We start from the raw sequence: 20756 nt of genomic DNA, 5'->3' as shown, positions 1-20756 counted from the left end.
CTATTGGCCTATGAGGCTTTAATGCAGTCACCAGAAAAGCCGGAAAACGAGGCATCGCGTCTGCAGGCACTACAAGATACCCAGCTCTTGTTTTCCGCAGCTGAGCCCCGGTTTGATCGTATTACTCGCCTGGCACAGCGAATCTTCGGGGTTGATATCGCGCTTATCTCACTGATTGCGGACGATTTTCAGTGGTTCAAATCCCGCCAGGGCCTGGACGTAACTCAAACTAGCCGGGAAGTATCCTTCTGCGGGCATGCGATCCTGCATGAAGATATTTTTGAAGTGCCAGACGCCGCAAAAGATGAGCGATTTTCCGATAACCCCCTGGTCGTCGATGCCCCCCACATCCGGTTTTACGCCGGAGCGCCATTGCGTGCGGATCAAGGACATGAGGGTGAAGGTCTTAAAGTAGGTACCTTGTGTCTGATCCATTCCCGTCCACGGATATTGTCTGTGGAGGATCACCAGACCTTGCGTGATCTCGCTGACCTGGTGGAGCTCGAGATACGCCAGGCACGTTTGGAAGCCCAATTAGCGCGTGCCGAGCTGGCGGAGCGCCGGCTGGCATCGGTTATTGAAGGTACCAATATAGGTACATGGGAATGGAACGTGCAGACCGGTGAGACCGTATTCAACGAGCGCTGGGCAGAAATCGCCGGATATACCCTCGATGAGCTGTCCCCCGTCAGTATTGATACCTGGATGGAGCTTGCTCACCCGGTCGACCTGGAGGCATCGGCCCAGGCTCTTGAGGCCCATTTCAAGGGCGATTCAGATTTCTATGATGTGCATTGCCGAATGCGTCACAAGAACGGGCAATGGGTCTGGGTACATGACCGTGGGCGTCTGCTCAGCCGGACCTCGGATGGTCAGCCGTTGTGGATGGCAGGTACCCATGCCGATGCTAGCGAGCAGATTCATGCCCAACTGGCCCTGAGCCAGAGCGAGACCAGGCTGCGCGGTTTGTTCGAGCTGTCGCCCTATGGCATAGCCTTGAACGATTTCGAGACCGGCGCCTTTATTGACGTTAACCCCGCTCTGCTTTTGCCCACTGGCTATACCCGCGAGGAATATGCGACCTTGAGCTATTGGGAGGTAACGCCAGAGGAATATGCTCCCCAGGAACAGGATCAGTTGCGCAGCATGCAGGAAACCGGACGTTACGGTCCCTACGAAAAGGAATATATCCGCAAGGATGGTAGCCGTTATCCCGTCTTGCTCAATGGCATGGTGGTGCATGATGCCAGCGGCGAGAAACTCATATGGTCGATCATAGAAGACATTTCCGAGCGCAAGCGCATGCAGCGCATGAAGGATGAGTTTATTTCTACGGTCAGTCATGAATTGCGGACGCCGTTAACGGCTCTGCGTGGAGCTATCGCTCTGATCGCATCTGGCGTGTTGGGGGCCTTGCCAGAAACGGCACAAGACATGATGAGTGTGGCAGACAGGAATAGCCAACGTCTGTTGTTGCTGATCAACGATGTACTGGATATGGAGAAACTGTTGGTCGGCAAGATGAGCTTTGATCTGCAATGGCACACCCTGGAGTCTCTGGTTGCGATGTCCGTGCGGGAGAACGAGCCCTATGCGAGTCAATACGACGTCTCCCTGCTTGGTGTGGATCATACCCAGGGAGCGCAAGTATGCGTTGACCCCGCAAGGTTGCAACAGGTGCTGGCCAACCTCTTGTCCAACGCTATCAAGTTCTCGCCTGCCGGAGCTCAGGTGATAGTAAGTAGCGAGGGTCACGGCGAGTACATTCGACTGACAGTTGCCGATCGGGGCGAGGGCATAGCCCCCGAATTTCGGGATCGGATTTTCGACAAGTTTTCCCAGGCGGACGCATCCGATGCCCGGAAGCGGGGCGGTTCTGGACTGGGGCTGGCCATCACGCAGCAGCTGGTTTACAAGATGGGAGGCAACATCAGCTTTGACACCGAACTGGGCAAGGGGTCGCGCTTCCATGTGGATTTGCCCGCTCAGTCTCCCGCTGGCTTGAGCGCTTGATGGTGGCGACAACCAAGCAGGGTTTCAGGACACGGACCTTCTGGCTGTTGGTAGCCGGGTTTTTCGTGTGCCTGTTGATTCCTTTGGAGTATAGCCTGCGGATGTATCGAAACGCAGAGGCGGACGACAAGGTGCGTGCCACGCTGGAAGAGGCTGGTCGTGTAAGAGCCTTGCTTGAGTCCGAGATCAACAATGCGGCATTTCTGGCGACCGGCGTCGAGTCCTATATCGTGGCCCGAGAGGGTGTTCTTGATCCGCGGGAGATACAGCGCATCCTGTCGCTGGTATATGACCGTGGACGTCACTTTCGTAACATCGGTATAGCGCCGAGCAATCGCATTACGTGGGTGTTCCCGCTTGAGGGTAACGAGGGTGCCATCGGCCTGAACTATGCAGACCTGCCCGACCAGTGGCCCGCTATCGAGAAAATGCAGATTACCCGGGAGGGCATGCTGAGCGGTCCATTGCAATTGGTTCAGGGTGGCCGAGGCCTGATCTATCGTGCGCCGATCTTTATCGAGGATACATACTGGGGACTGCTCAGTACTGTGATCGACGCCAATAGCCTGTTTGATTATCTGCGCTCTGCTGCGGGCGAACTTGCCCCCGAATTGGCCTTGCGACATGAAGGGAGCGACGGTGTGCCAGGTGAGGTCTTTTTTGGTTCCCCGACCGTGTTTGACCAACCATTGGAGATATTCCCGATAAGAGTGCCAGGTGCCCAGTGGCAGATGGCGATTCAGGCGCCCGAATCGCTCCCGGGCCAACTGGGTTGGTTCCGGGCTCTGGAAGTATCCATAGCCCTTTTTCTGGCCATACTACTGGGATTGCTGGTGCGACTTGTCTGGCAACGCAATTTGCTTGATCAGCTTGATTTGGAGGTTAGAAAGCGCACTGCAGAGCTACGTCATAGTCACGACCTCCTGGACTCCGTTCTTGCCGCGGCGCGTTCCTTTGCTATCGTCGCCACTGACGCCGAAGGGACCATCATGCTTTTCAACAAGGGTGCTGAGCTGATGTTGGGTTACCCAGCTGAAGAGATGGTGGGTAATCAGAAGCCAGGCTTATTCCTGTTGGCCGATGAAATACGCGAACGGGCGCGAACCATGGAGTCTGAGTTGGGACGACCCCTGGTGGGTGACGAAGTATTTACCCTGCGTGCACAACAGGGGGTCGAAGAAGTTCTTACGTTGCATTACAGGCATCGAGAAGGGCGATTGATTCCGGTGCAGGTGGTGGTCAGCGCAATCAGAAACGGCGATGGTAATTTCCGTGGCTATCTGGGCGTCGCGGAAGATATAAGCGATAGATTACGTAACGAGACTTTAAAAAATCAGTTTATTTCCACGGTCAGTCATGAGTTGCGCACCCCACTGACAGCGATTGCCGGCGCCATAGGTCTGTTGCGCTCCGGCTCTCTCGGTGCGGTCCCTGACGCATTACAGCCCATGATGGATATTGCGCTGAATAACAGCCGGCGCTTGTCGCAACTGGTCAATGATCTGCTCGATATCGAAAAACTGATGGCGGGGCGGATAACCCTCTACCCCGCGCCCCATGCGGTTGCGGATCTGGTGCAAAGCAGCATTGATGATATCCAGGCGATGGCAGACCAGCAGCAGGTTGAGATAATCAGCAATTCAGTTCCTGCCCCCCACATACAGGTAGACGCTTCGCGCTTTCAGCAGGTGCTGACCAATCTGCTCAGTAATGCCATCAAATTTTCACCCGCTGGTGGCCGGGTCGAAGTCAACATCAGCCAGATGTCAGAATATGTACGAATCAGCGTCACCGACCAGGGTCCGGGGATACCACCAAGCTTTTACGAGCATATTTTCCAGCGTTTTGCCCAGGCCGATGGCAGTGATAATCGACGTCAGGCGGGTACCGGCCTGGGGTTGGCCATCAGCAAGGAGTTGACTGAGCAGATGGACGGGCAAATTGGCTTCGAATCCGCGATTCCAGGGGGAAGTTGTTTCTGGGTGGAGTTCCGCCAGTGCAAGGGGGCAGAGAATGTTTGCACTACCGAGTAGTTCCAGCCGGTTTTTTGGCAAAGGATGCGGGTTGTTGGCGCTATGCTCGCTGGCTCTGTTTGGGAACTGGTTAAACATACCTCTGTTATTTGGTGTCGATCTGATTTTTGGTTCGGCGGCCGTCATGCTGGCGGTTGTATACCTGGGCATATGGGCGGCCGGGTTAGTAGCGCTGGTTGGCTCACTTTATACCCTGGTTTTGTGGGGGCAACCGGTGGCCATTCCCGGGTTTGTACTTGAGGGGCTTCTGGTAGCCTGGATGTATCACCGGCGCCACCTGCAGAATCTGGTCATAGCGGATTTTTTGTACTGGGTAGTGATAGGCATCCCGGTGGTATTTATCGTCTACTGGGCGATAGCCGGTATGCCGAGCTCAGTTGTTACCCTCATCGCCCTGAAGCAGGCAGTCAACGGGCTTTTCAATGCCCTGCTTGCCGGACTGGTCATACTGCTGATCAGCTATCAGCGTCAGCAACTGGCTTCGATGTCGCTTTCCTGGATTCTTTTTCAATGCATGTTGTCGGCGATCCTGTTAGCGGGCATGACACCGGTGCTCGTCGACGCACACGCTCAGCGTCATGCGCTGGAAAGTGCCGTGCAGGAGAAACTCAACGGCATAGCAGCGATTCTCGAAAACAGGGTGCAGTCCGATCCTGCCGGGACAGCGAATCTGGATCATCATCTTTCGCGCATGGAGAGTATGTTCCCCTCCGTGACTATTGCCCTGGAGAGTGACGATCAGGATATCGTCACCGTCGGGCGCGAGCTGCGCTCGACTACTCCTGCTCTGGTTCCTGAGTATCGCAGTTCCCTGGATGGGTTGCGGATCTGGTTGCCAGCGGGTGAGTACAACGCGATGCAGCGCTGGAAGGAGGGGTACTACTGGATACGAAGACCTCTGGAAGGCTCGCCTGGCTGGCAAGTGCGCATTGAGGACTCTGCAGCCCCACTTGTGCAACTGATGGAAGCCAAACGTCTTTCAAAGTTCTCCCTGCTTGCGGGCATTTTTATGTTGTCGATCCTGTTGGCCTGGCTGATCAGTCGGCTCTTGAGTCGTCCGGTGGTTCGGCTGGCCAATGCCAGCCAGATTATCGAGCAGAGTGTTCGAACCGGTGAGTTCGCGCCCGTATCGGGGAGCATCGTGCAAGAGTTTGATCAGATGTCCACGTCCTTGAATCATCTGGGCAGTGAGATAGCATCAAGCGTACAGGTGCTGCACGACTCTCGGGGGCGACTGGTCAAGAATATTGCGGCCAGGACCAGGGAGTTGGCCGACACTAATGGACTGCTGTCTTCGGTACTGGATGCAGCTGAAGATTTCAGTATTATCGCCACTGACAACCAGGGCGTCATTACGCTATTCAATACCGGTGCGCAGCGCCTGTTGGGCTACCCGGCGGAACAGGTGGTAGGGAGGGAAACACCCGCTCTGCTGCATGATCCTGAAGAGGTCGCGCGGGTAGGTGAAGAGCTGACAGCGCAGCATGGTTTCGATATCCAGGGCTTCAGGGTCTTCGTACACGAGGCGGAGCAGGGCCAGCGGAACCCGCGTGAATGGACCTACATAACGCGCGGCGGCCAGCGTGTACCGGTGAGACTTGTAACCTCTGTCATACGCGACGCCGAAGGTGGCATCGCAGGCTATCTGGGTATTGCTGAGGATGTATCCGAACGCAAACACCTGGAGCAGATAAAAAGCGAATTCGTTTCCACGGTAAGTCATGAGTTGCGTACACCGCTGACCTCGATTTCTGGCGCGCTGGGCATGCTAAGGTCAGGTGCGCTGGACGGCATGCCGCAGCGGGCAGGGGAAATGGTAGCGCTGGCGTACAATAATAGTCAGCGTCTAACCAACCTGATCAACGATTTGCTGGATATCGAAAAAATTGCCGCGGGCAAGTTGCATTTTGATTATCAGCAGCTAGGCCTCGCAGAGCAGTTGGATCAGGCGCTTGTGTCCATTGTGCAATACGCCCCCGATCAGCAAGTAACGCTGGTCCCCCCTGGGCAGGTGCCAGCGGTTCTGATCAATGTAGATCCTCAGAGGCTGCAACAGGTGCTGATCAATCTGCTGTCCAATGCCATCAAGTTTTCCTCCCAGGGCGGTCGCGTCGCCCTTGATGCACGGCTGCTCGGTGATCGCGTACGTATCTCTGTTTCCGATAATGGAGAGGGTATTGCCGAGGCATTCAAGGCCAAGATTTTCCAACGTTTTGCCCAGGCCGATTCCTCTGATCAGCGCAAAAAGGGTGGCACTGGCCTGGGGCTGGCGATCAGCAAGGAGCTTGTTGAACACATGGGCGGTGAGCTTGGGTTCGACTCGATCCTGGGCGAGGGGTCCACCTTCTGGATAGACCTGCCCTGTCGGGATGCAATGGATAAACCACTGGGGTCGGACAAGGCTTTGCGGGCTTCGAGCGGGCAGGTCAAGGTGTTGCATGTAGAGGATGATATTGATTTATATCAGGTTATCCGTCAGTCAGCGGGGGATGGATTCAGCTTCCGACTCGCGACCACCGTGGATGAGGCGCGCATCTCGCTAGAGAAAGAGGTGCCTGATCTGCTTCTGCTCGATATTGAGCTGCCCGACGGAGACGGTGCGGATTTGATTGAAGAGGTGCGAGAGTATTTCCCAGGCTGTAGCATTATGATATTAACCGGACATGGTGTTGAGCCGCAGCTGCGCTTGCGGGTCGATGCTGCGGTGTTGAAATCGGCGTTGAGTGTTCCTGATCTATTGAAACGCATCAATCACCTGACCGGCAGATTGCAACCTGATGAGGAGCGTGTTGATGGCTGAGTTGGAACGCGTGATGTACGTTGAAGACGAACCTGATATTCGTGCGGTGGCCCAACTGGCGCTCGAAGTGGTAGGTGGACTGACTGTGAGCCTGTGTGAGCGAGGGGATCTGGCGGTTGCACAGGCAGAGCGTTTTGATCCACAAATGATCTTGCTGGATGTAATGATGCCCGGGATGGACGGTCCCAGCACGCTTAAAGCCTTGCGTGACCAGCCACAGCTCAGTCATGTGCCGATAGCTTTCATGACAGCCAAGGTGCAAGCCCATGAGGTAGAGCATTTCAAAAGTCTTGGGGCGGTGGGTGTTATCGCCAAACCCTTTGATCCGATGACGCTCGCTCAGCAAGTCAGGACTTTATGGCGCTCCGCAGTTGAGCGAGGTAGTTCGTGAGTTTTAATGAGCAGCTGTTGGCATTGCAGCAGCAATACACTGAGAAACTGCCAGGTATTCTCGCCCAGATTCGGGGACTTGCAGATTCGCTGGTTGCTGCCGAACAAAAGATCGATGATCTTGAAGTTCTTGCTGAACAACTGCACAAACTCGCAGGTTCTGCCGGGACCTTTGGTCTACCCGCCCTGAGCACCCAGGCTGCGCTGCTGGACAAGAAAGTTGAGGCTCTAATGGGGGCCGATTCTGGCTCTGATGGGTACCTCAAAGAATGCAAACTGCTCAAGGCCGAACTTTATGACTTGAAGCGCTTTTCTGCGCCAGAACATTTGCCCGGAGCGCGACCAGTACTCTCTGGGCCGCTTGTAACGGGACCGGTTCTGACCTCCGAAGTCTGGCTGCTGGAGGATGATGAGCTACTTGGCTCCAGCCTGTTGGCACATCTGGAGGCGTTCAATTTTACCGCGCGACTGTTCACGTCCTACGCGCAGCTGACCGAAGCCTTTGCCAAGCAGCAACCCGAGGTGCTGGTACTGGATGTCATGCTCGGTACGGAAGGTCGCTCTGTCGATTTTCTGCAGGACAGTGGCCTGTTGAAGGATGCACGCTCGCGCTTGATATTCATCAGCGCCAAGGACGACTTTAACGCGCGTTTGCAGGCAGCCTCCCTGGGGGCAGAGGGTTTCTTCATCAAGCCGCTTGATATACCCAAGCTTGTGACCCGAGTGGAACAGGTTTTGACGCGTTTGAATGCGCCCGAGGGTCGAGTGCTGATTGTTGATGATGATGAACTGCTCGCGCGCTACTATCAGCAGCTTCTGATTGGTGCAGGTATGCAAGCCGAGATCCTGCAGGAGCCTGAACGTATCGTTGAGGTTCTGGAGCAGAAGTATCCTGACCTGGTCCTGATGGATCTGCAGATGCCTGGCATCAGCGGGCAGAACCTGGCGGCAGTGGTCCGCCAGTACCAGCAGTGGGTTGGATTGCCCATTGTCTATCTATCAGCCGAGCACGACCCCCACCAGCAGCTCAAGGCCCTCAAGCAAGGTGCCGACGACTTTCTGACCAAGCCCGTGGATGATGCGCATCTGATTACCGCGGTGAAGTCCCGAGTAGTGCGCTCGCGCCAGTTATTGGAACTGATGACCAAGGACAGCCTGACCGGTCTGCTCAAGCACGCGACCATCAAGGACGTGATCAACCGTGAATGGTCCATGGCCAAGCGCAAGGGCGAAACATTTTGCGTAGCCATGCTGGATATTGATTTCTTCAAACAGGTCAATGATCGCTATGGTCACGCTACGGGGGATGAGGTCATTGCATCCGTAGCGACACTGCTGCGCCAGCGTTTGCGTGCCACTGACATTCTCGGCCGCTACGGAGGTGAGGAATTTGCTGTGCTCATGGCCAATTGTGACGCGGCGGCTGCAAAGGCGGTTCTTGAGGACTTTCGGCAACGTTTCCAGGACCTGCAATTTTCGTCTGAGGGCACCAAGTTCAGTGTCACCATCTCGATAGGCGTGGCGGAATACCGACCGGGTATGGATGTGGATGCCGAAACCTTGCTGGTCAACGCCGATAAAGCGCTTTATGAGGCCAAAACGGCGGGGCGCAACAGGCTGTCGGTGTATGGCAACTGACAACGTGAAACCCGGGCTCCTGCGGTCAATGCCCAGCGTGATACTGGCGCCCATGGAGGGCCTGGTTGATCCGCCCATGCGCGACATTCTTACCCGTATCGGCGGCGTAGACCGCTGCGTCAGTGAGTTCATCCGGGTTACCGACACAGCACTTAACCTGGCTACGGTGGAGCGCTTTATTCCGGAAATGCATCGGGGTTGGAAGACCGCCGCTGGTGTACCAGTACATCCGCAACTGCTTGGCTCGGATCCCCACTGGCTGGGCGTCAATGCGGCGCAGCTCGCTCATTGGGGCGCGCCTGCTGTCGATCTGAACTTTGGCTGCCCGGCCAAGACCGTCAATCGCCATGGGGGTGGAGCAAGTCTTTTGCGCGAGCCTGAGGTGTTGGCCAGGATCGTTGCCACTGTGCGCGCTGCAACCCCCGTTGGTATCCCTGTGACGGCCAAAATGCGTCTGGGTTACAGTGACACCAGTCTGACCCTGGATTGCGCCCAGGCGCTGGCCGAATCCGGGGCAGCAGAGATTGCCGTGCACGCGCGTACCAAAATGGAAGGCTATAAGCCGCCAGCCCATTGGGAGTGGATTGCGCGCATACGTGAGGCGGTAGCGGTACCGGTGATCGCCAACGGCGAGGTCTGGACGCTGGAGGACTACCAGCGCATTCGTGAGCTCAGTGGCTGCATGGCGGTCATGATTGGTCGGGGGTTGGTCGTCAGGCCTGATCTGGCGCGGCAGATTCGTCGGTATCAGGCGGGCGCGGCACTTGAACCCATGAGCTGGGAAGCGCTGCAGCCGTGGCTCGCGGAATTCTTCGTACAGACCCGCGAGCGCATGGTAGATCGGCATTCGCCGGGGCGGATCAAACAGTGGCTATCACTCCTGACCCGCGGCTACCCCCAGGCGCAATCGCTCTTCGACGAATTGCGCCGGGAGACGCACCCGGATCCGATCAGTTTCAGGCTTGAGAATCCTGCAGTCGCTGCGTGATCTGATCCTTGATTTTGAGGCGTTCCTCCTTTAGAGCCACCAGTTCTTCATCGCTTATGATAGCGGCGTTGGTTTGCTCTGCATCGACGGTGCGCTTGTCCACGTCCTCGTAGTCGGCGACCAGTTTGTTCAGCTTGGGATCATTCTTGCGGTGCTGGCTGAGGTCATCCTGAGTGATCCCCAGGTCCTGACATAGATCGTGTGCTGCAACCATGGTCTGTCTCCATCTTCCTGTGTGAATGAATACGGATAATTGACCCGTAGACATTCGAGTTCCCATGACAGGAAAAATTCAACACGCACTTCATTCCATTCGGTGGCGACGCATAAAGCCAAGATCCAGGCGGTCCTTCCATAGACCGAGCAAGCGTCCACTGGCAGCCCAGCGGCCATAACTCATTAGCGCGCCGCCATCGGCGGTGGCCATGAGCACCAGAGCCCGTCGCTGCGGCTGGTAATCGCGCAAGGGCTGTCCGGCGAGCAGAGCCGTGATGTTTTCGGCCAGTATCGCTCCCTGACGCACGGCATAGACGCCCGAATGGGGGGTATCTGGCAGAGCTGCGCAATCACCGCTGGCTAACACGCGGTCATGGCTGATGCTCTGCAAATTGGCATTGATGCGGATAAACCCGAAATCATCGCAGTCCAACCCTGAATTTGCCTGCCAAGCATGGGCCCCTGCACCAGTGGCAATAACCAGTGCGGAGGCTTTCTGAACCCGGTGAGACTCACTCATCAGCCAGCCACCAGAGGCTCGTTCGATGCGCGTGTTTTCGCGTAGTTCGATCGCGTGATGGACCAATAAATTACGCGCGCGCCGGGCGGCTTCGGGAGCCAGGCCTTCCAGCAGGGTTTTGTCGCAAATCAGCGAAAGGCGCGCATGGGGCAGGCTTTTGTGCAGCGCCAGTGTCAGTTCGAAAGCTGCGGGCCCGCCACCCACTACGGCGAGCTCCATGGCGCCGGATCTTTTACGCCATGACTGCCATTGGTTGGCAAAAGGTGCAAAGGGTTTGGCGGGCACCATGACCACGCTGTAGTCAGGGTTTCTGGGTTGCGGCGGCACCGATCCCAAGTTCAATGAAAGATATTCATAGCCCAGAGTTCGTCCGCCCGTCAGGGTCAGAATCTGCCCGTGGGCGTCAAGTTGCGCGACCTCGCCGATAATCAGCTCGAGTCCACAGGCGCGGCACAGGGGCGCCAACTCGATTGCGCATTGTTGCTCGGAAAAGCGTCCGGCGATCAGCCCAGGCATCATGCCTGAATACCAGGCCTGAGGCGTGGGGCTGATCAGTACGGCACCCTCCGGCGCCCGGTAGCCGCGGTCTATCCATTGACGCATGGCCACCAAATGCGCGTGGCCTGCACCAGCAAGAACAAGTGGAGAAACAGCTGTGGTCATGAGGTTACCCCGAGTAGTTGGTCGTTTCAGATAGCCGATGCTGATGGAGCCGCATGCTCCTTGATGATAGCCATAAACGAAATCGCCTTTCGCTCTGCGAACCTGATAATCTCTTTTTTCGCAGTTTTCTAGCCTGTACGGAGTAAGTGTGTCTAATAACAATAGCCTTTATCCCACCTCGGGTCGCGCGTGGTTGACCGTATTCATCCTTTTGCTGTGTTATATCCTGTCTTTTATTGACCGGCAGATCCTCAACCTGCTGGTAGGACCCATCCGAGCGGATCTGAATATCTCCGACACGCAGATGAGCCTCTTGATGGGCCTGTCCTTCGCTATTTTCTACGTTATCTGCGGCATTCCGATGGGCCGGATCGCAGACAGCAAGAGCCGCAAAGGTCTGATCGGCGCGGGCGTGTTCGTCTGGAGCCTGATGACCGCGGCCTGCGGCCTGGCCAGTCAGTACTGGCATTTCGTGATCTTCCGGATTGGCGTAGGTGCCGGTGAAGCGGCCCTGTCGCCCGCGGCTTATTCGCTGCTAGCCGACAGTTTCCCGCCGGAAAAACGCGCCACGGCTATCAGTGTCTACTCGATGGGTATTTATCTGGGTGCGGGCATCGCCTTTTTGCTGGGCGGCATAGTAGTGACCTTCGCGTCCAATCAGGGCGACATGATCCTGCCGATCCTGGGCACGGTGCGCCCATGGCAGATGATCTTTCTGATCATTGGTGGTGCGGGTATCGCATTCTGCTTCGTCCTGCTGGCGCTCAAGGAACCCATGCGCAAGGGCATCGGTGCTGGCATCAGCGTGCCACTCAAGGATGTAGGCGCTTACCTGGTCAGCATCCGCAAGACTGTTATCTGCCACAACGTCGGCTTTGCTTTCCTGTCGTTTGCTTCCTACGGTGCTTCGGCCTGGATTCCGACCTTCTTTATCCGCACCCACGATCTGACCGCTGGCGAAGTCGGTATCTATTACGGCTCCATTGTTGCGGTGGCAGGCTCCCTGGGCATTGTCTTCGGGGGCCGCCTGGCGGACCACTGGGCGCGCAAGGGTCACAAGGACGCCAACATGCGTGTTGGTGTGCTGGCAGCTGTTCTTACTTTGCCCTGCAACGTGGTTTTCCTGCTGGGTGACCTGAACATGGTCTGGGCGCTGATGGTCTTCAATGTCTTTACCATCGCCATGCCCTTTGGCGTGGCGCCGGCGGCAATTCAGGAAGTCATGCCCAACGCCATGCGTGGTCAGGCATCGGCGATCTATCTGTTCGTCGTCACGCTTATCGGCCTGGGTATTGGCCCGACCGCCGTGGCTTTGGTGACCGATTACGTCTTTGGCTACGATGATGCAATACGCTACTCTCTGTTCATCGTCGCCAGCGTCGCTACTTCCGCCGCCATCCTGTTTCTATGGATGGGGTTGAAGCCCTACAGGGAAAGCCGGGTGACGCTCGAGCAGTGGGGCGAACGGCAGCCCGCCTAAAATTGATCCGACACATGGATGCCCGGCCAGTCCGGGCGCTTTTCAGATGGTTTTTTGAAACAGGAGCTACAACATGACTGACGCAGTTATTGTATCCACAGCCCGTACCGCACTGGGCAAGTCCTATCGCGGCGCGCTGAACAACACCCACAGTGTCGACATGGCCGGCTACGTCATCGAGCACGCCGTCAAGCGTGCTGGCATTGACCCTTCGCTGGTTGAAGACTGCATCCTTGGCGCTACCTTCCACGAAGGCGCCCAGGGCAAGAACATGGCTCGCCTGGCCGCGATCCGCGCTGGTTTGCCCGTGACTACCGCAGGCATGTCTATCAACCGTTTTTGCAGCTCCGGGCTACAGTCCATCGCGATTGCTGCCCAGCGTGTTGTCAGCGAGAAAATTCCAGCCATCGTCGCCGGCGGCGTTGAGTCCATCAGCCTGTGCCAGAACGACAAGCTGAACATGTTCCACGGCACCAACGAGTGGATCAAGAACAATAAGCCCGACCTGTACATGTCCATGATCGAGACCGCCGACATCGTAGCCGCCCGCTACAACGTCAGCCGTGAGTCGCAGGACGAGTATTCCCTGATCAGCCAGCAGCGCACTGCAGCCGGCCAGGAAAGCGGCAAGTTCGACGACGAAATCGTGCCTTACACCGTCAAGATGCTGGTCAAGGACAAGGAAACCGGTGAAGTCAGCGAGCAGGAAGTCAACCTGGTCAAGGACGAGTGCAACCGTCCGAGTACCACACTGGAAGCCCTCCAGGGCCTGCAGCCGGTCCGTGGTCCAGAGCACTTTGTCACCGCTGGCAACGCCAGCCAGCTGTCCGACGGCGCTTCCGTTTGCGTTGTAATGAACAGCACCGCAGCCGAGCAACAGAACGTCGAGCCTATCGGCATCTTCCGCGGCTTCAGCGTTGCCGGTTGCGAGCCTGATGAAATGGGCATCGGTCCGGTCTATGCGATTCCGCAGCTGCTCAAGCGCAACGGTCTGACCATGGACGATATTGATCTGTGGGAACTCAACGAAGCCTTCGCATCGCAGGTCGTCTACTGCCGCGACAAGCTGGGCATCCCAATGGAAAAACTCAACGTCAACGGCGGCTCCATCGCCATCGGTCACCCCTATGGTGTAACCGGCTCCCGCCTGACCGGCCACGCGCTGATCGAAGGCAAGCGCCGCGGCGCCAAGTTCGTTGTCGTCACCATGTGTATTGGTGGTGGGCAGGGTGCTGCGGGTCTGTTTGAAGTTCTGTAAGGCGTAGCTTTAAGCAACAAGCTTGAAGCTGAAAGAAAACCCGGGTCTGTTCGTTCAGATCCGGGTTTTTTGATGGTCCGCGTCACCTCAGGCCCGCACCTTCCGAAACGTCAGGTTATACCGCATAGCCCCCGTTGCCGGATGTTCAGCGCGCTTGCCAAGGGGCGCGACGCCATGAAAGAACAATCGACTGGGGCCGCCCCAGACCACCACGTCGCCATGCTCAAGCTTCCAGCCTTCGGCCTTGTCCGTCCGCGCCAAACCCCCAAACAAAAAACGGATAGGCGCGCCCAGTGATACCGAGACAATAGGCGCGTCCATATCTTCCTCGTCCTTGTCCTGGTGCAGGCCCATCTTTGCCCCGGTTTCATAGCGATTGATCAGGCAGGCATCCGGCTCGAAATGCGCGTAATCACTAGCCTCTGCAGCTTCGACCGCTAACTGCCGCAAAATGGGAGGCATCTCCGGCCATGGTTGGTCGGTCAGTGGGTCACGGCTGCCGTAGCGGTAACCGTAGCGATCGGTTACCCAGCCCAATAGACCACAGCTACTCATGGCTGCAGACATGGTATGTCCGCCGGGCGTGACCTGATGGCGGAATGCTGCCTGGGCGGCAACCTGCTGGATTGCCTCGAGCAAATGGTCCGCCTGATCCAGCGCGAAACCACGTAACAACCAGGCACCATCGTCAATGGGCTCGCGGAGGGCAGGGGTGGGAGCGAAGAGGTCGGGGGTCTGGTTCATGAACCTATCGATGGCTATTGGATAAGTAGCCATGTTAACGCCATGCACGTGCGTTTGACAAAACACCCCGTCATTCCTTAAGTACACCGTCATTCCCCAAATACACGGTCATTCCAAAAACACACCCCGTCATTCCCGCGAAGGCGGGAATCCAAGCGGTTTTTCAGTAAACACTTAGTTAACGTATGCAACGTCTTGGCGCGCCCGCGCCGGTCCATGGATTCCCGCGTTCGCGGGAATCCTCTTCAGCCCTCACGAAGGCCTTAGACTTTCATGCCTGGCAGGTTCAACGAGGCGGTATTGCCGCCATCCACCGCCAGCGCCTGACCGGTTACATAGCTGGCATCGTCGCTGCCGAGGAAGGCGATCGCGGCGGCTATCTCATCGGGGCGGCCGTAGCGGCGGAGCTCACAGCGGGCACCGAGCTTCTGCTCCTTGTTGTTGGACCGGGCGTAGTCGAACACGGGTTTGGTCATGCCGGTTTCCACCAGGCCTGGGCAAACAGCATTGACCCGTATGTTGGAGCCACCCAGGTCGCAAGCCGATGTCATGGTGAAGTTGATCACACCAGCCTTCGACGCGCTGTACGCATTGCCACCTGCGCCGGAGCGGATACCTGCTACTGAAGCGGTATTCACAATGGCGCCCTTGCCCTGTTCTATCATTTGCCTGGAGGCGTATTTGGTAAACAGCATCACGCCGTAGAGGTTGACGCTGATGATCTTCTGCCAAGTCTCCAGATTCTGTTCTGGCGCGGTACCGTAATCGCCACCGGCGATGCCGGCGTTGTTGCACAGGACGTCCAACTGACCGTAATGCGCGATCGCATCGGCAACGCACTTTTCAACCGCACTCTCGTCAGACACATCCATGGCCTGCAGGAGTACCTTGGTGCCGGCGGGCAGCTCATCGCGCGTCTGATTCAGGCCTTCCTCATTGCGATCTACCAGCATCAGATGGGCGCCTTCACTGGCCATACGCTTGGCGGTGGCTCTGCCAATACCACTGCCTGCACCGGTGATCAGAACGACTTTATTTTCATAGCGTTGCATGATGGTCTCTCCCTGTTAGTAACAAAATTAAAATAACCAGTCAGCGCAGATCATCTGGCTCTGCGCCGGGCTGTTTGGATAGATTTGAATTTCATTGGCTTCAAGCGTTCAGCCTTTCACATGGCTCAGTGATCAATGCTCGGATCAGTTCCAGCGCCGGCCAAGGCCTCGTCACTTTGGTAGCTGATGCCAAGCTTCTCCGAGATCGCCTGATTGTCGAGCTGCCAGGTAGCGATATCGCGTTCAAAGCGCAGTGGTGAGATGCTGATACGACCGGCGCGCAGGGCACCAACATCCGTATCCATGCCAATAATGCGCTCAGTCTGGCGCTGGAATCCAAGCCAGTAGTAGGGAATGTCGCGCGTGTCCCTTCGGCTTTCGATATTGATGCCGCCGATGCTGCCGGCACGGGCGCGGCAGGTGGCAATACCGGTGACCTCACCTGGAGGCGTAGCGGGAAAATTGACGTTCATCGCGCAATCGGTCGGCCAGCCTTTTTCCAGTAGCTGGCGCACGATGCCCGCGCCAAACTGGCTGGCCGTCTCCCAGTGGATTTCGTTGCCCTTGTGATAGGCCTGGGACAGGGCAATCGAAGGGATGCCCATCAGCGTAGCTGTCAGCGCGCCGCCGATCGTGCCGGAATAGGCCACCGAGTCGCTGATATTGGCGCCGGCATTCACGCCAGACAGCACCAGGTCGGGCGGGACTGGCATGAGTTCGCCGACTGCCAGCAACACACAGTCACTGGGTGTGCCGCTGATGCTGAAACGTCGCTCCTCGAACTGGTGAACGCGCAGTGGCGAATGCAGCGTGATGGACATGGACACACCGCTCTGGTCCAGGTCGGGGGAAATGATCCAGACCTCGTCGGCGATCTGCTCGGCTATATCTTCGAGGATTTTCAGCCCCGGACCGCGCCAACCGTCGTCGTTCGTCAGCAGTACGCGTTTGATCGGTTTGGACATCTAGCTCTCTCCTGAAATATGGTGTGTTGTTCCTGACCCGACAATGAATCCCCGCGTTCGCGAAGATGATGGTGGGGGGCGTCATTCTCTCGTTTTCCCGTCATTCCCGCGCACGCGGGAATCCATTCTGACCTTTCAGCAACACCGAGTCGGGAACGCGAAACATCAGCGTTTCTGAACACGACAATGGATCCCCGCGTTCGCGAGGATGACGGTGGCGTGCGCACGCGGGAATCCATTTTGACCTTGGCTTCCGCTTCCAGTCGCCAAGGATGTTGGTGCCGAAACTACTTATTTCCCCTGCGCTATCTCCCAGCCACGCTGGGCCAGCAGACCTGCGCGCTTACCCACTTCCAGCGCATCAGCGTTACTGGCATTGCCTTGCAATGCGCGGTGGTAAACACCCTGCACAATGGCCGCCAGGCGGAACAGTGAGAACGCGACGAAGAAATTCCAGTTCGGGATCTCGCTGCGGCCGGTGTACTGGCAGTACCAGTCCAGTACCTGCTGTTCCTCCGGCAAGCCCATACCCTTGAGATCTACGCCGAGCATGCCCTTCACGCCGTTCATGCCTGCGGGTAGGTGGTAGGGGAGGCAGCAATAGGCCAGGTCAGACAGGGGATGGCCCAGGGTTGCCAGTTCCCAGTCGAGGATCGATACGACCCTGGGCTCGGTGGGGTGCAGAATCAGATTGCCGACCCGGAAGTCGCCATGGGCGATAGTGGTTTCATCTTTCTCCGGCATGTTCTTCGGCAGCCAGGCCATGAGCTCGTCCATGGCGGGCATGTCGCCGGTGCGGCTCGCTTCAAACTGGCCGCTCCAGCGTTTGATCTGGCGGGGAATGTAGCCCTCGGCCTTGCCATAGCTTTCCAGGCCGACTGCTTTCCAGTCGACATTGTGCAGCTTGGCCATGGTCTCGATCATCGAGTGATAGATAGGTTCGCGCTGGCTCTGCTCGACGGCTTCCAGCAGGGGTTGTGTATGCACCCGACCTTCCACGTAATCCATGATGTAAAACGCAGTACCAATGATCTCAGGGTCCTCACACAGCAGGCGTGCCTTGGGCACAGGCACGTCAGTGGCACCCAGTGCATTGATCACCTGATATTCGCGTTCAACCATGTGGGCCGACGGCAGCAGCTTGCCTGGTGGCTTTTTACGCAGTACGTAGCGCTTGCCGCCGATCTCCAGCAAATAGGTCGGATTGGACTGGCCGCCCTGGAACTGTTTGACGCTCATTCCGGATTCCGCGCCTGGCAAGTGTCCGGTGAGGTACCGGGTAAGGCGATCTTGGTCGAATTGGTGTGCGGGTAAAACATCAATCAGGATGGCTTCGCTCATCTGCAGGTAACCTGTTATTGGAATCGTTGATCAAGAGTAGAGGTATTCTGGACGAAAGGGGATGCGGCTGTCTTGCAGTACGGCCGGGGTATTGCTGCGCTGAATACGCAGCAATCCTGCACAACCCCAGGACTTTTTTCAGGTAATGGTATCGCCACCGTCCGCCACGATCGTCTGGCCGGTGACGTAGGCACCTGCGGCAGAAGCCAGAAATAGCGCAACACCCGCGATATCCACGGGTTCGCCGACGCGGCGCAGGGGCAGCTTTTCTTCGATGCGCTTGAGGCGGTCAGGATCGTCCATCAGGGCCTGGGCAAAATCGGTACGGATCAGGCCAGGTGCAATGGAATTGACGCGGATGTTATGCGGCCCCCATTCCAACGATAGGTTACGCGCCAGACCTGCCTCGGCAGCCTTGGACATGCCATACACGCCGATGTTGGCGCTGGCGCGGATACCGGCAATGCTTGAGAGCAGTACGATGGAACCACCACCCAGATTGACCATCTGCGGAATGACCATATTGCAGAGCCAGAAGGTGCCCTTGACGTTGGTGCCCATGATCTTGTCGAAGGCCTCGTCGCTCACTGTGGAAGTGGCGCCGTAGACTGGGTTGGTCGCTGCGTTGCAGACCAGAATATCGATCCTGCCCCAGGCCTCGATGGTCTTGTCGACCAGGTTCTGCAACTGCGCCTTGTCGCCCACGTGGCAGGCGATGGGCAGGGCGTCAAAGCCCTTGGATTTGAGTTCGTTGGCGACTTGCTCACAGACATCAGCCTTGCGGCTGGAGATAACCACCCTGGCACCGGCCTTGGCGTACTCCTCGGCGATGGCCTTGCCGATGCCTTTTGTGGAACCGGTGATGACGGCTACCTTGCCGGTCAGGTCAAATAATGTACTCATGTTGTTCTCTGTTGGCGTTGATTGTCTGGGTATTTGGTTGGGTGCTGTAAACGACAGTCAGCATGGATCCCCGCGTTCGCGGGGATGACGTAGAGTGCACGCGGGGATGACTCTCGGGCGTTCACGCGGATGACGTAATTTTCCTCGTCAATCCCGCGCACGACGTTGCTTTCCCCCGTCATTCCCGCGCACGCGGGAATCCATACTGACTCGCCGTCCCTACCAGGCTCAATTGACAAGCCTCAGTGCACCCAACCCCGCGAATGGATCCCCACATTCGCGGGGATGATGTAAGGGTGTTGGCGGAGACGCCGTATCTTTTATCCGTCATACCCGCGCACGCGGGAATCCATACTGACTCGCCGTCCCCACCAGGCTCAATTGACAAGACTCAGTGCACCCAACCCCGCGAATGGATCCCCGCGTTCGCGGGGATGACGTGAGGGTGATTGCAGTGATGCCGGAGTACGATCTAGAGGTACCGGCTCATCTCCAGCTTCGCGATGGTGCCCAAATGCACTTCATCCGGACCGTCGGCCAGGCGCAGGGTGCGGGCTTTGGCGTAGGCTGAGGCGAGGAAGGTATCCTGGCAAACGCCTGCGGCGCCGTGGACCTGGATGGCGCGGTCGAGCACGTTGCAGAGCATGGTCGGGGCGACGGCCTTGATCATCGCGATCTGCTGGCGTGCGATCTTGTTGCCGAACTGGTCCATGCTACGCGCGGCCATGATGGTCAAAAGACGCGCCTGGTCAATCTCGCAGCGGGACTTGGCGATGTTCTCGGAGGTGCTGCCGTGCTTGTACAGCGGCTTACCGAATGCAACGCGATCGGCGGCGCGGCGGCACATGGCTTCCAGCGCGCGTTCGGCGACGCCGATACTGCGCATGCAGTGGTGAATCCGGCCCGGCCCGAGGCGACCCTGGGCGATCTCGAAGCCGCGACCTTCACCCAGCAACATATTAGAAACCGGTACGCGCACGTTCTCGTACTTGATCTCGGCATGGCCGTGGGGTGCGTGGTCGTAACCAAACACATGCAGGTCACGCACGATGGTCACGCCGGGCGCGTCAAGTGGCACCAGGATCATGCTCTGCTGCAGGTGCTTGGGTGCATCGGGATTGCTCTTGCCCATCACGATAGCAATCTTGCAGCTGTTAGCCATGGCTCCAGAGGACCACCACTTGGTACCATTGATCACGTACTCGTCGCCTTCGCGGCGGATCTCGCACTGGATGTTGGTAGCATCGGAAGACGCCACATCAGGTTCGGTCATCGAGAAGCAGGAGCGAATCTCGCCGGCCAGCAAGGGCTTGAGCCACTGTTCCTTCTGTTCTTCATTGCCATAGCGCTCGATGGTTTCCATGTTGCCTGTGTCCGGCGCGCTGCAGTTGAACACCTCGGGCGCAATGGAGGAGCGGCCCATGATTTCACACAGGTGACCGTATTCTTCATTGTTAAGCCCTGCACCACGCTCGCTGTGGGGCAAAAACAGGTTCCACAGCCCCATGCTTTTCGCCTTGGCCTTGAGTTCTTCCTGAATCGGCGGCGCTCCCCACTTGTCCCGCTTCACCTGCTCGTAGAAGAGCTTTTCGTTGGGGTAAATGTGCTCGTCCATGAAGCTTTCGAGTTGTTCTTTGAGGTCCTGAACGCGGGGGCTGAGTTCGAACATGGTTATCCTTGTCTGGTCGGGTGCTAGGGCAATGGACCATCACGCGTCAGGGCGCAACGGCAAAGCCTGACCATATAGTCACG

General features: G+C 57.4%; 16 protein-coding genes. 8 read left to right on the top strand and 8 right to left on the bottom strand.

The annotated features are described in order from the left end of the window. Nucleotides 1-21: 21 nt before the first annotated feature. From AAC076_RS11815 to AAC076_RS11790, 6 genes are read left to right on the top strand one after another with little or no spacing between them, the layout of a single operon-like run. Nucleotides 22-2013, top strand: coding sequence for a PAS domain S-box protein (locus AAC076_RS11815; RefSeq protein ID WP_339845858.1), 1992 nt, complete (start codon nt 22-24; stop codon nt 2011-2013). Further along, nucleotides 2013-4046, top strand: coding sequence for an ATP-binding protein (locus AAC076_RS11810; RefSeq protein ID WP_339845856.1), 2034 nt, complete (start codon nt 2013-2015; stop codon nt 4044-4046). Before AAC076_RS11815 ends, AAC076_RS11810 begins: the two co-directional genes overlap by 1 nt. Next, a complete protein-coding gene (locus AAC076_RS11805; protein ID WP_339845854.1) occupies nt 4027-6846 on the top strand; it encodes an ATP-binding protein in 2820 nt (939 codons plus the stop codon). Before AAC076_RS11810 ends, AAC076_RS11805 begins: the two co-directional genes overlap by 20 nt. Then, complete coding sequence (locus AAC076_RS11800; RefSeq protein ID WP_339845852.1) at nt 6839-7237, top strand: response regulator; 399 nt, start codon at nt 6839-6841, stop codon at nt 7235-7237. The genes AAC076_RS11805 and AAC076_RS11800 overlap by 8 nt, the downstream gene beginning before the upstream one ends. Further along, entirely contained in the window at nt 7234-8874 is a 1641-nt protein-coding gene (locus AAC076_RS11795; RefSeq protein ID WP_339845850.1) for a diguanylate cyclase, read from the top strand. The genes AAC076_RS11800 and AAC076_RS11795 overlap by 4 nt, the downstream gene beginning before the upstream one ends. Beyond that, complete coding sequence (locus AAC076_RS11790; protein ID WP_339845848.1) at nt 8864-9862, top strand: tRNA-dihydrouridine synthase family protein; 999 nt, start codon at nt 8864-8866, stop codon at nt 9860-9862. The genes AAC076_RS11795 and AAC076_RS11790 overlap by 11 nt, the downstream gene beginning before the upstream one ends. Here AAC076_RS11790 and AAC076_RS11785 read toward each other — a convergent pair. Together AAC076_RS11785 and AAC076_RS11780 are read right to left on the bottom strand one after the other, a co-directional pair. Continuing rightward, nucleotides 9831-10076, bottom strand: coding sequence for a DUF465 domain-containing protein (locus tag AAC076_RS11785; protein ID WP_339845847.1), 246 nt, complete (start codon nt 10074-10076; stop codon nt 9831-9833). The two genes, AAC076_RS11790 and AAC076_RS11785, sit on opposite strands and share 32 nt — an antisense overlap. A 90-nt stretch (nt 10077-10166) precedes the next feature. Beyond that, nucleotides 10167-11261: an FAD-dependent oxidoreductase gene (locus AAC076_RS11780; RefSeq protein WP_339845844.1), complete on the bottom strand. Its 1095-nt coding sequence runs from the start codon at nt 11259-11261 to the stop codon at nt 10167-10169. A gap of 148 nt (nt 11262-11409) precedes the next feature. Between AAC076_RS11780 and AAC076_RS11775 the strand changes: the two genes are divergently transcribed. Together AAC076_RS11775 and AAC076_RS11770 are read left to right on the top strand one after the other, a co-directional pair. After that, nucleotides 11410-12741, top strand: coding sequence for an MFS transporter (locus AAC076_RS11775; RefSeq protein ID WP_339845842.1), 1332 nt, complete (start codon nt 11410-11412; stop codon nt 12739-12741). A 73-nt stretch (nt 12742-12814) separates the two neighbouring features. Beyond that, entirely contained in the window at nt 12815-13999 is a 1185-nt protein-coding gene (locus AAC076_RS11770; protein ID WP_339845840.1) for an acetyl-CoA C-acyltransferase, read from the top strand. Between the two features lie 87 nt (nt 14000-14086). Here AAC076_RS11770 and alkB read toward each other — a convergent pair whose 3' ends face one another. The 6 genes from alkB to AAC076_RS11740 all read right to left on the bottom strand — a co-directional run bounded on the left by alkB (nt 14087) and on the right by AAC076_RS11740 (nt 20673). Next, nucleotides 14087-14743, bottom strand: a complete 657-nt coding sequence (gene alkB, locus AAC076_RS11765; RefSeq protein WP_339845941.1) for a DNA oxidative demethylase AlkB — start codon at nt 14741-14743, stop codon at nt 14087-14089. Nucleotides 14744-15006: 263 nt separating this feature from the next. After that, complete coding sequence (locus AAC076_RS11760; RefSeq protein WP_339845837.1) at nt 15007-15795, bottom strand: SDR family NAD(P)-dependent oxidoreductase; 789 nt, start codon at nt 15793-15795, stop codon at nt 15007-15009. A gap of 125 nt (nt 15796-15920) precedes the next feature. Continuing rightward, nucleotides 15921-16760 (bottom strand): 5'/3'-nucleotidase SurE, encoded by an 840-nt coding sequence (gene surE / locus AAC076_RS11755; RefSeq protein WP_339845835.1) that lies wholly within the window; start codon nt 16758-16760, stop codon nt 15921-15923. Nucleotides 16761-17051: 291 nt separating this feature from the next. Then, nucleotides 17052-18101, bottom strand: a complete 1050-nt coding sequence (locus tag AAC076_RS11750; protein ID WP_339845833.1) for a phosphotransferase — start codon at nt 18099-18101, stop codon at nt 17052-17054. A 138-nt stretch (nt 18102-18239) separates the two neighbouring features. Then, nucleotides 18240-19004, bottom strand: coding sequence for an SDR family oxidoreductase (locus AAC076_RS11745; RefSeq protein WP_339845832.1), 765 nt, complete (start codon nt 19002-19004; stop codon nt 18240-18242). 472 nt (nt 19005-19476) lie between these two features. Then, entirely contained in the window at nt 19477-20673 is a 1197-nt protein-coding gene (locus AAC076_RS11740; RefSeq protein WP_339845831.1) for an acyl-CoA dehydrogenase family protein, read from the bottom strand. Nucleotides 20674-20756: the final 83 nt, after the last annotated feature.

This window comes from uncultured Halopseudomonas sp. (assembly GCF_963977355.1).
Taxonomy (GTDB): Bacteria; Pseudomonadota; Gammaproteobacteria; order Pseudomonadales; family Pseudomonadaceae; genus Halopseudomonas.
The sequence above is the reverse complement of the archived record's forward strand: the minus strand, read 5'-3'. Positions and strand labels throughout refer to the sequence as shown.